Source organism: Nocardiopsis sp. MG754419, from assembly GCF_018207095.1.
In the GTDB taxonomy this organism is placed as follows: Bacteria; Actinomycetota; Actinomycetes; order Streptosporangiales; family Streptosporangiaceae; genus Nocardiopsis.
The window spans coordinates 1-14,663 of sequence record NZ_QOCZ01000140.1 but is presented as its reverse complement, the minus strand read 5'-3'; the positions used below and the strand labels follow the sequence as shown (position 1 = coordinate 14,663).

Below are 14,663 nucleotides of genomic sequence, written 5' to 3'. Positions count from 1 at the left end.
CCGCGGAGGTGGCCCGATCCGGGTCGAGGGGGCCGGTTCCGGCGAAGGCGGAGACGGTGAACATACCGCCCGCGGCGATCGCCGCGGCGCCGACCGCGCTCATTTGGCGCAGAGAGATGCGGTGGAGTAGCAAGTTCGCCCTTTCGCGTTGACGCACGCGCGCCCAGGTCGGGGATGGCGCGTGGTGCGGGTGTGCCGCCGTCGGACCGCGTGGCCCTGATGACCTGCGTGGAGGGGACGGAACATCGCCGTTCGACCGACCACGGGGTGGGGCTCCCACACGGGAGGGGGTTGCTCAATGCAGCGCATTCAGCCTGCATCATCGTCACGGTGAAGTAACGCCGGTTTTACCGTGTCCTGACTCACATCACGGAATGTGCTCACTCCACGCGCCTCTGACCAGCGGTTCGATACGCAGGGTCAAGGGTCGGTCAAGCCCCACGGGAGGGTGTCACACCTCTCGCCGGTTCGTCTCTGAGTACCCGTACCGATGCGCCCGGTCCGTCGCCGGCGGAGCATGGAGGTATGAACGCCGAAGGAAGCCCCCCGCGGCCCGGGGCACCGCGCCGTTGTCCCGACTGCCGGTCCGCCCTGGCCGCGTCGGTGCGGTCCTGCCACCACTGCGGGCTCGGCCTCGTCGGACCCACCGCCCAGCGCCTGTGGTGGATCGACACCGAACTGGCCTCACTGGACCGGCGCAGACACGCGCTGGTCGAGGAACGCCCCGGCGTGCTGGCCCGACTGCGCTGGGAGACCCGCGTCGCCGCGCCCGCCACCCCCACCTCCGCTCCGGCGCCGCCACGCGGCCCCGAGCCACCCGATGCCCAGGGGGCGCCCCACTCCGCCGTGCGTGCCGCTCAGGGCCGCGCAGAGGCTCTGGGTCCGCCGCCACCCGACCTGTCCGCCGCTCCCGAGGCTCCCGTCCGCGAGATGAGCCGACGCTCGGCGCAGAACGTCATCCTCGGCCTGGGCGCCCTCCTCATCGGGATTTCGGCGCTCACCTTCGCCGTGTGGACCTGGGGCGACCTCGGGACCGGCGCCCGCGCCACCGTGCTCGGTCTGACCACCGTGACCTTCGCCGGTGTGGCCCTGCCCCTGTACCGGCGCGGTCTGCGGGCCACCGCGGAGGCCTTCGGCGTCGTCGCCGCGTTCCTGCTGGGCGTCGATGCGCTGGCCCTGTGGCTCCTAGTGGACGCGTTCACCGACGGGGCCGGGTACGCCGCGGCGGCGCTGGTGGTCATCGGTGCGCTGCTGACGCTCTATCCGTCGCTGGTGCCGCTGCGCGCGCCGCGGGTCCTGGCGGCGGTGATCGCCCAGCCGGTGCCGTTCCTGGTGGTGGCGGCCGTACCCGGCGCGCACCCGGCCTGGGCCCTCGCCACGGTGGCGGCCACGGGCCTCGTCGGCGTCGGCGCCGTCCACCTCCTCGGCGCACCGCGCCCGGGGGTTCCGGTCCGGACCCTTCACGGGGCCGCGGTCACCGTGTGGTCGTTCGCCCTGGTGGTCACGGCCCTGATCGTGCTGTTCGTCGACACCGCCGGAGACGACCCACTGAACTGGTGGGCCCTGGCCACCGCGCTGTTCCTCTGCGGGGTGACCGGTCTCCTGATGGCCCGGGGGCGGGGCGGCGCCCCCGACCGGCCGACCGTCTACTCGGTCGCGGGTCTGGCGGCCCTGGCCCTGCTGCCCCTGGCCGCGGGGCCCTCGACGCTTCCGACGCTGCCCCGCGTGACGGTGACGCCCTGGAGCCTCACTCCGGCGGACATGTCGGCACCGGCCGTGACGCTGCTGGGGGTGGAGGCCGGAGCGGTTCCACCGTTCGGCCTGATCCACCTGGCCGGGATCGTCGTGTCCGCGGCCTTGGCCTTGGGCGTCGTGTGGCTGCTGCGGCGCCGCTCCCTGTTCGTCACCGCGGTCCTGCTCGCCCCGGCCACGCTCCTGGCCTTTCCGCTGCTGCTGGGGCTGTCCCAGACGGTCACCGTGGTGTGGGCCCTGCTGGTCGGCGCCGCGTTGGTCATGAGCGCGGGCGTCGCACCACGCGGACTGAGCACGGTGCCGGTGCTGGTCGGCTTCCTCACGTTGTTGACGGGGACGACCTGGGCGCTCCCCGAGCGGTACACCACCCTGGCCGCCCTGCTGTTGCTCACGGCCACAGCGCTGGTGGCCGCCACGGTGGCCCGCCGGTTCGCCACGCCCGGGCCGCGCCCCGAACCGGGCGGCCGGGTCGCCGGTCTGTACATGGCGGCGATGCTGACCTGGGCGCCCGCTCTGTTGATCGGCGCGGTCTACGTGATCGTGGGCCGTATCGTCCCCGGCACCGACGGGTCCCAGTGGTGGCTGGTGAGCGTCATGGTGCTCTTGGCCGCGGCGACGGCGCTGACGCTGAGCCGGATCCCCACCCCCTCGTCGCTGCCGGCCCCGACGACCCCCGGAGCGCGTGACCGGCGCGTCGACCTGCGCGCGCCGTGGGCCTGGGCCGGTGTGCTCCTTCTACCGGCGGCGCCGCTCGCGGTGGCGCCGACCGGTGCCCCGGGGCCGACGCCGTTCCCGACCGGGTACGCCCTCTGGTCGGCCTCGCCGGACGTACTGCGCGAGCCCGCCTCGGCCGTGCTGGGGCTGCCCGCCCCACCCGAGCCCCTGGTCGGGGTGCTGTCGGCCTTCGGCGTCCTGATCCTCGGAGCCGTGGCGATGGCGCTGGTCGTGCTCATCGAACGTCGCTGGGCGGTGGCGGGGGCGGCGTTGGTCGTCCCGCCGACCCTGGTCCCGCTGCCGGTGCTGTTCGGTGCGCCGTTCGCGGTGGCGGTGGTGTGGACGCTGTTGGTCGGAGCCGCGTTGTTGCTGTCCGTGTCACGGCTGGACGCACCCCGGTTCGCCTGGCTGCCCGGGGTGAGCGGTCTGGGGACCCTGCTCCTGGGACTGGCCTGGTCGTCGGTGGAGCAGCACGCCCTGTTGTCGGCGCTGGTGCTGCTCGCCGCGGTCACGGTGGTCTCGGCGCTGTCGTCCCGCCGGACGTTCGCCGACGACACCGTCGCGGCGGTCGTGTACGGGCTCACCGTCTCCGCGTGGGGGGTGTCGACGGTGCTCTGGGCCCTGTCCCTGTCGGCCACCGCCACACTCGCCGGCGGCGCCCTGGGCACATGGTGGCTGCTGGGCGCCACCACCCTGCTGCTCGGCGCCACGGCCCTGTTGCTCCACGGAGGCGCGTCCCGACTGATCGGTCCGGGCGCCCTCGCGCCGGCCCCGCGGGGGTCCGGTACGGGGCCGTTCGCGATCGTCGGGCTGCTCCTGCTCACCGCGCTGCCGTTGGTGGTGGGCCCGGCGAGGTCTCCGGTTCTCGCACTCTTCGCCGGAAGCCGCCTGTGGGCCGAGGCCTCCCCCACGTCGCTGGGGGAACCGGCGCACGTGTTCGTCGGTCTGTCCGGCGCCACCGAGGCGGGTCCGGCGGTGGCGTTGGGAGTGCTCGTCGCCGGCGCCCTGGCCGTGGGCACCGTGTGGTCGGCCTTCCCGCGCCTGCTCGTGCCCGGGGCGGCGCTGCTGGCGCCGGTCACCCTCGTGCCGCTGCCGTTCACCCTGGGAGCGCCCTTCGTGGTCGCCCTGGTGTGGACCGTCCTGGTCGCGTCGGTCCTGACGGCCGGCGCCGGGCCCGTGCGGAGGCGGGGGGCGTCCTGGGTGCCGTGGAGCGCGGGGCTCTACACGTTCGTCCTGGCGTTCGGCTGGGCGCTGTCGGAGCCCTACGCCACCGCCGGGGTGCTCCTGGCGTGGGCGGTCGCCACGTCCTTCGCGGCGGCCTTGGCGCGCACCCGGCCGATCGCCCTGGCCTCGACGGCGTCGACGACCTTCGGTACCGGAGCGTTCGCCCTGGCGTTGCTGTCGGCTCTCGGAGTGCCCCCGGAGTACGCGGCGTTCGGCCCGCTGGTGGTGGTCGCGGCGGTGGCGATCGCCGCCCCGCGCCTGCGCTCACCGCTGGTGGAGTCCGCCGAGATCCCGGCCGCCGTGTGGGCGGTGCTCGCACTGGTCCTGACCGTCACGGCGGGCGGGCGGCCGGAACTGGTCGCCGTCGCCCTGGCGGTGGTCGGGGTGATCGCCCTGGCCTGCGCGGTGCGGCCCGGACGGTGGTGGCTGGCGGTGGTCGGCGGTCTCCTCATGTTCTGCGCGCTGTGGACCGTGCTGGCGGCCTGGGACGTCTCCGTCCCGGAGGCCTACACCGTGCCGCCCGCCCTCGCCTTCGTGGTGATCGGCTGGGAGTGGGCGCGTCGGGCCACGACGCCGCCCTCCAGTTGGCTCACCCACGCCGGTGGGCTGGCGTTGCTCCTGGGCCCCACCGTGTGGCTGGCGCTCGACGACCAGGACATGGGATGGCGGGTCCCCGCCGCCCTGGTGGCGGGTCTGGTCGCGGTCCTGTGGGGCGTGCGCGCCCGGGCCCAGGCGCCGCTGATCCTGGGCGGAGCCGCTCTGGTGCTGGTGTCCCTCCGCGCCTTCGGGCCACCCCTGTGGGACCTGACGACGCTGCTGCCCAACTGGGTGCCGTTCGCGGTGGTCGGCCTGCTCCTGCTACTGGTCGGAGCGCGGTACGAGGCGAACCTGGTCCGACTGCGCAGGGTCGGCCGGTACGTGGGTTCGCTCCGTTGACCGACGGCCGTGTCCGCACGCTCCCCCGACGCGGCGTGGGCCCCGGCCGGTCCGGCCGGGGCCCACGCGTGCGGTTCCTCGAGGGCCGGCACCGCGGAGCGGATCCGCGGCGACTCCCCCGGGCCGTATCGGCCGGTGTACGGGCGCCGAGGGCGTCACCGCGCCGTCGGCGCCCGCACCGGAGCGGCCCCTGTGATGCCGGGACCGGGGCTAGTTCTCCAGCATCTCGGTGACCAGTGCGGCGATCGGCGAACGTTCCGACCTGGTCAGGGTGACGTGGGAGAACAACGGGTGGCCCTTGAGCTTCTCGATGACGGCGACCACCCCGTCGTGGCGGCCCACCCGGAGGTTGTCGCGCTGGGCGATGTCGTGGGTGAGGACCACCCGCGAGTTCTCCCCCAACCGGGACAGCACCGTCAGGAGGACCCCACGCTCCAGGGACTGGGCCTCGTCCACGATCACGAAGGCGTCGTGCAGCGAGCGACCCCGGATGTGCGTGAGCGGCAGGACCTCCAGCATCCCGCGGTCCACGATCTCCTCGATGACGTCCTCACTGGTCACCGCGGACAGGGTGTCGTGCACCGCCTGACCCCAGGGGGTCATCTTGTCGTTCTCGGTGCCCGGCAGGTACCCCAGGTCCTGGCCGCCCACCGCGTACAGCGGACGGAAGATCATCACCTTGCGGTGCTGACCGCGCTCCAGAACGGCCTCCAGGCCGGCGCACAGCGCCAGGGCGGACTTGCCGGTGCCGGCCCGACCCCCGAGGGAGACGATGCCGACGTCGGGGTCGGTGAGCAGGTCGAGGGCGATCCTTTGCTCGGCGCTCCGGCCCTTGAGACCGAACACGTCCCGGTCGCCGCGCACCACCTTCACCGACTTGTCCGCCTGGACCCGGCCCAGCGCCCGCCCCTGTTCGGAGACGAGGACCAGACCGGTGTGGCAGGGCAGGTCCCTGGCCTCCTCGATCTCGCTCTGCCCCTGGGAGAACAGTTCCTGGATGTTGGCGGCGGGCACGTCCAGCTCCGCCATCCCGGTCCATCCGTGCTCGATGGCGAGTTCGGCCCGGTACTCGTCGGCCCACAGACCGATCGAGGAGGCCTTGATCCGCATCGGCAGATCCTTGCTCACCAGGACGACGGCGTCCTCGTCTCCACGTTCCTCCTGGAGGTTGCGCGCCACCGTCAGGATCCGGGTGTCGTTGTCGCCGAGCCGGAAGCCCGCCGGCAGGATCGCCGGATCACTGTGGTTGAGCTCCACCCGTAGGGTGCCTCCGTCGTCGTTCACCGGAACGGCGACGTCCAGGCGTCCGTGGGCGACCCGCAGGTCGTCCAGGCGACGCAACGCGTTGCGCGCGAAGTACCCGAGTTCCGGGTGGTGACGCTTGCTCTCCAGTTCGGTGATCACCACCACGGGGATGACGACCTCGTGCTCGGCGAACCGGGTCATGGCCAACGGGTCGGCGAGCAGGACGCTGGTATCGAGAACGTAGACGCGCGTGCCCTCTACCGCCTCGGGGACGGCGGGGGACTGGGTGTCACGGCGATCGGTCGAGGAACTAGCCACTCGTTCTCCCCTTGGGCACCGCGAGGGCGCCCTTCTGTCACGGGATCATGGAGGACCGGGACCAGACCCACGAGGGCCGGGTCCGGCCCTCCTCGTCGACATCCCGCCGGGGCGGAGAACATCAATGAGACGGGGCCTCCCGAACGGATGGACGAACGCCATCCGCTGACTACGACGCTACGCGCACGAGACCCCGTTTTCCAGAGACCGAACCGACCACCCCGTGAACTCCGCGTTACGTGGTGATGGTGTGGGTGGATGCGGGGGTCAGGAGCCGAAGCGCCGGTTGCGCGCGCCGTAGGCGCGTAGAGCGCGAAGGAAGTCGACCCTGCGGAAGGCAGGCCAGAAGACCTCGCAGAAGTAGAACTCCGAGTGCACGCTCTGCCACAGCATGAAACCCGAGAGCCGCTGCTCGCCCGAGGTACGGATGAGCAGGTCGGGATCGGGTTGTCCGCGCGTGTAGAGATGCCGGGCGATATCCTCGATGTCCAGGCGCTCCGCGAGCTCCTGGATACCGGTGCCCTGGGCCGCCTCCTCCTGGAGGAGCGACCGAACCGCGTCGGCGATCTCACGTCTACCTCCATACCCGACGGCGACGTTGACAACCAGACCCGGGTTCCCGGATGTGGCCTCTTCCGCCTCTTTCAGGGCACGGGCAGTGGAATCGGGCAGTACGTCGAGCGCACCCACGGGCCGGGTGTTCCACCCCTCCTCGCGCAGGCGCGCGATGGTCTCCTCGATGATGCGCACCAACGGGCCGAGCTCGTTCTCGTCGCGCGTGAGGTTGTCGGTGGACAGCATCCACAGGGTGACGACCTGCACACCGATCTCGTCGCACCACCGCAGCAGTTCGAAGATCTTGTTCGCCCCGGCCTGGTGGCCCTGTTCGGCCCCCGGCAGGCCACTGTTCTTGGCCCAGCGCCGGTTGCCGTCCATGGCGACGCCGACGTGCCGGGGAATCTCCTGACTGGTCAGACGGCGTTCCAACCGCCGTTCGTACAGCCAGTACAGGGGGTCACGGAGCCCCATGGGCGAAACCTCTCAGAGCTGGATCAAAAGACGGCGCACTCCAGTGAAGGAGGTGCCGACGGGGATGAAGTCCAGAGTAGTTCGCCTGGAGCCTTCACGTCACGGCGAGCGACTTCCGTACGTGCTTGCGGCCCTGGTGGATGCGCGACTTGACCGTTCCGAGGGCGAGGTTGAGTTCGGAGGCGATCTCGTTGTAGTCCATCTGGCACAGATCCCGCAGGACCAACGGCGCGACCAGGTTGGGGCGTTCCTTCTCCAACTGGTCGAGGGCCTCCAGCAGGTCGATCCGCGAACCGGCGATCACGCTGGTGGTGCGGGGGTCGCGCTGGTGCGGCATGCGCTCGGCCTCGGTGGGGAACTCGGCGGAGCGACGCTTCATGGACCGGTAGGTCTGCCGGGCGGAGTTGGAGACCACGGTGTAGAGCCACGTGGTGAACAGGGAGTCGCCCTTGAAGCTGTCGATCTTGCGCGCCACCCGCAGGAGCGCGTCCTGGCAGGCCTCCTCGGCGTCCTGACGGTAGGGCAGGAACCGTGCACAGCGGCGCAGTACCTCGGGTTGGATGCGACGGAGCAGGTCGTCCAGGGCGGCGGCGTCGCCGTCCCTGGCCCGACGCGCGAGCTCTTCCAGCTCCTCGTCGACGTTGCTCGCCACCCGACGGCGGGGGGTGGGGCTCTCCTCGTGGTCCGATTGGTCACTACTGCGCATGGTTCGTCTCTTCCTGGCTGACGTCAGACGTCCGTTCGTGAGGGGCACACGTCGATAGGACGTCCACGAACCCCGTTCGGCTCCGTTGCTTGACACGATTCACATGCCGACACCGTGACTTCACGAGGGGGAGAGTCCGAGGGGGTCTCCCCAGTGTCCCCTCCCCACGGGCTTCGGCGCTACCCGGGAAGGGGATCATATCCGCGGAAGCCAACGCCCGTTCGCAGATGGTGTATTAGTGGGCAACGACCGCGTAATCACCCCCAACAGACCGAGGCGGACATGAGCCAACCGGAGGCCTTCGGACGTTACCGCGTCATCCGGCGCCTGGGATCCGGTTCGTTCGCCACCGTCTGGCTGGCCCAGGACGACCTGCTGAACTACCCGGTGGCCATCAAGGTGCTGGCCGAGAACTGGGCGCATCAGATGGACATCCAGCACCGCTTCCTGGAGGAGGCGCGCATTCTGCGTCAGACCGACTCCACCTGGCTGGTGGCGGTCCACGACGTGGACGTGTTGCCGGACGGCCGTCCCTACATGGTGATGACCTACGCCGACCAAGGAAGTGTCGCCGACCTCGTCCGTCGCGGTCAACTCCCCTTGGACGAGGCACTGCGGTTGCTGACCGAGATCGGCCAGGGCATCACCGTGCTGCACAACCACGGCACCATCCACCGTGACATCAAGCCGTCCAACGTGCTGTTGCAGTCCTCCCCCGTCGGTCAACGGGTGCTCGTCGCCGACCTCGGCTTCGCCAAGTCGATCGACGAGGCCTCGGGTTTCACCGCCGCGGCGGGAACGCCCGGCTACATGTCGCCGGAGCAGAGCATGCCCGGCGGCGACCTGGACGTCCGTTCCGACGTGTACTCGCTGGGCGCGGTCGCCTACGAGCTCATCACCGGACAGCCCCCGTCACGCCCCCCGGTGCGCGTCGCTCCTGGCCGGATCCGGCCAGGTTTGCCGCCCGCGCTGGACGCCCTCATCCTCTCCGCGCTGTCGGTGGACCGGGAGGACCGTCCGGGTGACGCCAAGACCTTCACCGACCGGGTCAGGGCGATCCGTATGTCGCCCGACCTGCCGAGGACCGAACCGTGGTGGGGCCGCTACCGCATGCCCTGGCGGCGGTTCGGCGGCCTGGCCGTCGCCTCCGGTGTGCTCGCGCTGGCCGTGACCGCCTCGCTCGGCGCCCCGGGTGTGTCACTGACCACGGTCCGCCACACGGCCCAGGACGTGCGCGTGGACGTGCCCTCGGTGTGGGCCCGCGAGTTCAACGCCGACCAGGAGGCGCGTCCGGCCGTGGCCCAGGCCGGAGCCGGCCCCGGTCTGCTGGCGGCGACCGACACCGACCAGTGGCACGCCACCGACCGACCCTCCTATGGGGTGTACGCCACCGTGCTGCCCGGCTCCCCCGACCTGCGCAGGGTGGGCGACACCGACCCGTGCGCGGGCCGACCGCAGGAGCGACCGGTCCGCAGCGAGCAGTGGGAGGGCACGCTCTGGGAGTGGCCGGAGTGCAACGGCAACGGCGCGTTCACGTCCGTGGCCGTGCACCCGCCCGACACCCCGCGCACCGTGTACATGGAGATCCGGCAGCCCGACTACCGGCCGGACGTCGTCGACACCATCATCGACAACGTCCGGCTCCAGTAGCCCCGTGAGCCGGGGCCGAGGTCACGACGGTTCCACCGACCTCGACCGGCCCCGGTCGACGGGACGGTGAGCCGTTCGGCCCTCCCCCGCCGCATCGCTCAGCCCACCAGCCGACTGACCAGTTCCTCGGAGCTCGTCACGGGAAGCTTGCACGTGAAGCCCTCGCACACGTAGGCGGTGGCCCGACCCTCGATCGGCGTGCGGTGCTCCAACAGGGGCACTCCCCCGTCATCGTGGCCGTCGCCCCGGGACAGGACGGTGCCCAGCGGGGCCCACCGCAGCACGGTGCGCACCAGTTCCTCGACGGCCGGGTCCTCGGGATCGCCGACCACGGCGACCGCGCGCGGACCGCTGAGCAGGGCCTCCCCCGCGGCCAACCCCCAGCCGGCGAAACGCGGGGCCTTCTCCGCCAGCAGCGGCACGACGCTCAGCGCGCCCTCCGCGGCGACGCGGTGGCGTTCGCTTCCGGTGAGCGCCGCGTACGTGAGCAGCGCGGAGGCGGCGGCGAACCGTCCCGACGGGGTGGCGTTGTCCGTGGGGTCCTGCGGCCGGCTGAACAGCTTCTCGGCGTCGTCGGCGGTGTCGAAGAACCCGCCCTCGTCGTCGCCGAAGTGGTCCAGGACGGTGTCCAGGAGTCCGCCCGCCTCCCGCACGTACCGGGCCTCGCCCGTCACCCCGTGCAGGGCCAGGAGTCCCTCGGCGAGGTTGGCGTAGTCCTCCAGAACGCCCGTGCCGGGACCGGGGCGACCGTCGCGCGAGGTGCGCACCAGTCGCCCGTGCCGCAGGTGGACGTCGAGGACGAGGTCGGCCGCCTCCCGGGCGGCGGCGATCCAGGCGGGACGCCCCCACAGCGCGCCGGCCTCGGCCAGGGCCGCGATGGCGAGCCCGTTCCAGGAGGCGACCACCTTGTCGTCACGGGCCGGCGGCACCCGGTCGGCCCTGGCGGCCATCAAGGCGGCGCGCACCCGGTCGTAGCGCTCGGGGTCGTCGGGGTCCTCGGGCAGCACCAGCACGGAGGCGCCCTGTTCGAAGGTGCCGTCCTCGGTCACCCCGAACAGCGCGGCCGCCCACGCACCGTCCTCCTCGCCCAGGACCTCGCGCAGACCGGCGGGGGTCCACACGTAGTAGGTGCCCTCCTCGCCCTCACTGTCGGCGTCCAGGGCGGAGGCGAATCCCCCTTCGGGGGTGCGCAGGTCGCGCAGCATCCAGTCGGCGGTCTCCTGTGCGGCCCGTAGCAGCAGGGCACGGTCGGCCTCGGCGGCCGGATCGGCCTCCGCGGGCCGTCGACTCAGCCGGGTGTAGGCCCGCAGCAGCAGGGCGTTGTCGTACAGCATCTTCTCGAAGTGCGGCACCACCCAGCCGCGGTCCACCGAGTAGCGGGCGAACCCGCCGCCGAGCTGGTCGTAGATCCCTCCTCGGGCCATCGCCACGGCGGTGCCGCCGGCCATGAGGGCGGCGGGCGTGGGCTCGTCGGCGGACTGGAACGGGAAGGTGCGCTCGTGCTGGGCCGTGAGGAACGAGAACAACATCGACGGTGGGAACTTCGGATGGTCGCCGAACCCTCCGTGGGCGGTGTCGTAGTCGCGGACCAGCCCCTGGACGGCCAGGTCCAGGTCGGCCGTGGCGGGCGGCGTCGAGGACACCGAACGGCGCGGGGCGCCGAGCGCCTCCACGACCCGGGCGCCCTGGTCGACCAGGTCGGAGCGCTGGTCCCGCCAGGCCGTGGCGACCCCTTCGAGCAGCCGCTGGAAGTGGTCGCGCGGGAAGTAGGTGCCGCAGTAGAAGGGCGCACCGTCCGGGGTGGCGAACACCGTCATGGGCCAACCACCCTGGCCGGTCATCGCCTGGGTGGCCTCCATGTACACGGCGTCGACGTCGGGACGTTCCTCCCGGTCGACCTTGACGTTGACGAACAGGGCGTTCATCCGGCTCGCGGTGGCCTGGTCCTCGAAGGACTCGTGGGCCATCACGTGGCACCAGTGACAGGCCGCGTAGCCGACGGAGATGAGGAGGGGGACGTCGCGGCGGCGGGCCTCGGCGAAGGCCTCCTCGCCCCAGGGCCACCACTCCACGGGGTTGTCGGCGTGCTGCAACAGGTACGGGCTGGTCGCGTCGCTCAGGCGGTTGGACATGGTTCCACTCTGCCGGCCATGCTCCACCCCGAGGTGGGGGCCCGTGGCACAGGAGGGTCGACGTGGACCACCCGCCGGCGCGTCTCCGGGGCCGGAGCGCCCCTCACGGGGTCACTCCGACCCCGGTGGACCCGGTGCGCGGCCTCGGAACCGCAGGGGATGCGTTCGGGCTCCGGCGGGACCTGCTCTCTGGAACCCGGGCAGATGCCGAGGGTGGGATCGCGAGGAACGATCCCACCCACCACGGGCGTCACGGGTTCCGGACCCGCCGTGGAGTGCCCGGACGGGCCCTAACCCTTGACGTCCGACCCGGAACCGTTCTCGACGGTCCCTGTGGACTCGGCGGCGGCGACGTCCACCCCGGACGTCTCCGTCTCCGGCTCCGCCGTCTCCGCCCTCTCCGACGCCTGGGCGGTCTCCTCCGTCTCCTCGGCGCGGGCCGCGACCCCGCGCAGCTTGCCCAGCATGTTGCGCATGAGGAAGTACAGGGCCACACCGATCACGAAGATGGCGAGGAAGCCCATGACCCCGGGTGTGACGGTGTCCTTGTCCAACGAGAAGCCACCGGCGAGCACCGGCGCGGACGCGAGAAGGGTGTTCATGGGCTCATACTCTCATCGACTCACGGACACCCGCGAAGAGGTCCGTTTCCGGGACCTCGGTGTCCACCAGGGACCGCACGAGGTGGTAGTCCTCGGTCGGCCAGGCCTCGGCCACGACGTCGTTGGGAACGGCGAACCAGAAACCGTTCGGGTCGATCTGGGTGGCGTGGGCCCGCAGGGCGTCGTGTGCGACGTCGAAGTACTCGTTGCACCGCACCCGGGTGGTGATCTCCCAGCGGCGCCGCGTGCTGTCGTTGATGCGCTTGGACCACTCCTCGAAGGGGTTCTCCAGGCCGCGCTCGGCCAGGACCGTGGCGAGGGCCTCGAAGCGCTCGGGCGGGAACCCCACGAAGTAGTACAGCTTGAGGGGCTGCCACGGGTCACCGGTGCCCGGGTAGGCGTGCGGTTCCGGCGCGGCGTCGAAGGCGTGCATCGACACCTTGTGGGTCATGATGTGGTCGGGGTGCGGGTAACCGCCGTTCTCGTCGTAGGTGAGGATCACGTGCGGACGGAAGCGACGGATCGCCGCGACCAGCGGAGCGGCGGCCTCCTCGACCGGAAGGGTCGCGAAGCACCCCTCGGGCAGGGGCGGGAGCGGGTCGCCCTCGGGCAGGCCGGAGTCGACGAAGCCGGCGAACTCCTGCTCGACCCCCAGGATCTCGCGGGCGCGGTTCATCTCCTCACGACGGACCTCGGCGATGTTCTCCCGGACGTCGGGACGTTCCATCGCGGGGTTGAGGATGTCACCGCGTTCGCCGCCGGTCATGGTGACGACCAGCACTTCCGCGCCCTCCTGGACGTAGCGGGCCATCGTGGCCGCGCCCTTGCTGGACTCATCATCGGGATGGGCATGAACGGCCATAAGCCGCAGGCGCTCGGACAACGAAGGCTTCTCCTTGGCTCGGTCGACGACCCCTGGGCAGGGACATGGCCACCACCCTGGTGTTCCACGGCTCGGACGACTCACGTGCGGGCCGCGTAGGGGGGCTGTCGGGTCGGGGATATCTTAGACAACACCGTCCCCTCGCTCGGAGATTCCCAATGTCAGCGACCCCGGAAGATGATGCCGTGAACACTGCCGACACAGCGCCGGCGCTACGCAAGCGCCACGGCAACGGGCCCGTCTTCTTCGTCGTCGGCACCCTCTTCGCGGTGGCCGTGACCTTCGGCTGGGGACTGTCCGTGATGAACTACACCGGACTGGGCGGCGGGGTCTTCCACCAGGTGGTGACGGTGTCCGCTCCGTCGGCCGACGAGGCGCGGATCTCCTTCGAGGTGAACAGCCGCGACGGCGCCGAGTGCCTGCTGCGCGCTCTGGACTCCCAGATGGTCGAGGTGGGCACGACCCGGGTCGAGGTCGAGTCCGGGAACCGGATGGTCGAGGCGAGCGTTGAAACGGTTCGTCAGGCTTCCACGGTAGAAGTGGCCTCTTGTAGGGAACAAGGTTCGCAAGACTGATTCGACGAGTCCTCCCCTACCGGGTACCAGGGATGGGGCGGAACCCCCGAGAGCACGGACACCGGACGCACGATCGCGCTCGGTGATATTCTCGTAAGTTCAGCTCTGGCCGCCTGGTGGCCTCAGCTACTAGTACACAAGGAGTTCCCGTGACCCAGACCCGCGATGACAACGTCACCTGGCTCACCCAGGAGGCGTACGACCGGCTCAAGGCTGAGCTGGACCACCTGTCGGGGGCCGGGCGCATCGAGATCGCGGAGAAGATCGAGGCCGCCCGGGAAGAAGGCGACCTCAAGGAGAACGGTGGCTACCACGCCGCCAAGGAGGAGCAGGGCAAGATGGAGGCCCGCATCCTCCAGCTCACCGAGATCCTGCGTACCGCCCGGGTCGGCGAGACGCCCCGTACCGAGGGCGTGGTCGGCCCCGGTATGACCGTCACCGTGATCTTCGAGGGTGACGACGACGAGGTCACCTTCCTGCTCGCCTCCCGGGAGGAGAGCGGCTCCCCGATCGACGTGTACTCCCCCAAGTCCCCCCTGGGCTCCGCCATCAACGGCAAGCGCGTGGGCGAGACCGTCAGCTACAACCTGCCCAACGGCAAGAGCCTCGGTGTGGAGATCATCGGCGCGGTGCCCTACAGCGGTATGTGACACGGTCCGTCCTCGGACGGACGACACCAGGCGACGGGGGGCGGCCACGGCCGCCCCCCGTCGTGTGACCGGCGGGTCGCCCCGCTCGGTAGTCTGCATTCGACGCGCCCCGCTCGCTGCGCCCCTTCGACCCAAGGAACTGGCGGCCGTATGTCCTCCCCCTACTGGCACCCCCACGGCCCTCACCAGGGCGGGCGGCCACCGCAGAGCGGCGGTTGGTCCTACGGTGCCCCGCCCGCGATGGGCC

At 71.4% G+C, this 14,663-nt stretch carries 10 protein-coding genes; 4 read left to right on the top strand and 6 right to left on the bottom strand.

What is annotated here, in order from left to right; all coding sequences use genetic code 11:
* Window positions 1–525: 525 nt before the first annotated feature.
* Window positions 526–4,626 carry a DUF2157 domain-containing protein gene (locus DSY14_RS22045; protein WP_211718526.1) on the top strand — a complete coding sequence of 1,367 codons (4,101 nt, stop codon included), beginning with the start codon at window positions 526–528 and terminating at the stop codon, window positions 4,624–4,626.
* A 210-nt stretch (window positions 4,627–4,836) separates the two neighbouring features.
* Here the strand turns inward: DSY14_RS22045 and DSY14_RS22040 are convergent, their stop codons facing one another.
* The 3 genes from DSY14_RS22040 to DSY14_RS22030 form a co-directional block, all read right to left on the bottom strand.
* Window positions 4,837–6,189 (bottom strand): PhoH family protein, encoded by a 1,353-nt coding sequence (locus tag DSY14_RS22040; protein ID WP_211718525.1) that lies wholly within the window; start codon window positions 6,187–6,189, stop codon window positions 4,837–4,839.
* Window positions 6,190–6,456: 267 nt separating this feature from the next.
* The gene (locus DSY14_RS22035; RefSeq protein ID WP_211718524.1) at window positions 6,457–7,218 is read right to left on the bottom strand and encodes an isoprenyl transferase; all 762 of its coding nucleotides are present in this window, start codon (window positions 7,216–7,218) and stop codon (window positions 6,457–6,459) included.
* 94 nt (window positions 7,219–7,312) lie between these two features.
* The gene (locus tag DSY14_RS22030) at window positions 7,313–7,924 is read right to left on the bottom strand and encodes an RNA polymerase sigma factor (RefSeq protein WP_211718523.1); all 612 of its coding nucleotides are present in this window, start codon (window positions 7,922–7,924) and stop codon (window positions 7,313–7,315) included.
* 282 nt (window positions 7,925–8,206) lie between these two features.
* Between DSY14_RS22030 and DSY14_RS22025 the strand changes: the two genes are divergently transcribed.
* The gene (locus tag DSY14_RS22025; protein ID WP_211718522.1) at window positions 8,207–9,574 is read left to right on the top strand and encodes a serine/threonine-protein kinase; all 1,368 of its coding nucleotides are present in this window, start codon (window positions 8,207–8,209) and stop codon (window positions 9,572–9,574) included.
* Between the two features lie 98 nt (window positions 9,575–9,672).
* On the opposite strand, the gene DSY14_RS22020 is transcribed toward DSY14_RS22025, so the two are convergent.
* From DSY14_RS22020 to mca, 3 genes are all read right to left on the bottom strand, one after another.
* Entirely contained in the window at window positions 9,673–11,706 is a 2,034-nt protein-coding gene (locus DSY14_RS22020) for a thioredoxin domain-containing protein (RefSeq protein ID WP_211718521.1), read from the bottom strand.
* A gap of 290 nt (window positions 11,707–11,996) precedes the next feature.
* Entirely contained in the window at window positions 11,997–12,308 is a 312-nt protein-coding gene (locus tag DSY14_RS22015) for a hypothetical protein (protein WP_211718520.1), read from the bottom strand.
* A 4-nt stretch (window positions 12,309–12,312) separates the two neighbouring features.
* Complete coding sequence (gene mca / locus DSY14_RS22010) at window positions 12,313–13,191, bottom strand: mycothiol conjugate amidase Mca (RefSeq protein ID WP_211718519.1); 879 nt, start codon at window positions 13,189–13,191, stop codon at window positions 12,313–12,315.
* Window positions 13,192–13,349: 158 nt separating this feature from the next.
* On the opposite strand from mca, the gene DSY14_RS22005 reads away from it, so the two are divergent.
* Complete coding sequence (locus tag DSY14_RS22005; RefSeq protein ID WP_211718518.1) at window positions 13,350–13,766, top strand: DUF4307 domain-containing protein; 417 nt, start codon at window positions 13,350–13,352, stop codon at window positions 13,764–13,766.
* Window positions 13,767–13,915: 149 nt separating this feature from the next.
* The gene (gene greA, locus DSY14_RS22000; protein ID WP_211718517.1) at window positions 13,916–14,416 is read left to right on the top strand and encodes a transcription elongation factor GreA; all 501 of its coding nucleotides are present in this window, start codon (window positions 13,916–13,918) and stop codon (window positions 14,414–14,416) included.
* The last annotated feature ends 247 nt before the right edge of the window (window positions 14,417–14,663 follow it).

Coding starts and splice junctions, on each gene's coding strand:
- DSY14_RS22045 (WP_211718526.1), top strand. CDS start 526: ATGAACGCCGAAGGAAGCCCCCCGCGGCCCGGGGCACCGCGCCGTTGT.
- DSY14_RS22035 (WP_211718524.1), bottom strand. CDS start 7,218: ATGGGGCTCCGTGACCCCCTGTACTGGCTGTACGAACGGCGGTTGGAA.
- DSY14_RS22030 (WP_211718523.1), bottom strand. CDS start 7,924: ATGCGCAGTAGTGACCAATCGGACCACGAGGAGAGCCCCACCCCCCGC.
- DSY14_RS22025 (WP_211718522.1), top strand. CDS start 8,207: ATGAGCCAACCGGAGGCCTTCGGACGTTACCGCGTCATCCGGCGCCTG.
- DSY14_RS22020 (WP_211718521.1), bottom strand. CDS start 11,706: ATGTCCAACCGCCTGAGCGACGCGACCAGCCCGTACCTGTTGCAGCAC.
- DSY14_RS22015 (WP_211718520.1), bottom strand. CDS start 12,308: ATGAACACCCTTCTCGCGTCCGCGCCGGTGCTCGCCGGTGGCTTCTCG.
- DSY14_RS22005 (WP_211718518.1), top strand. CDS start 13,350: ATGTCAGCGACCCCGGAAGATGATGCCGTGAACACTGCCGACACAGCG.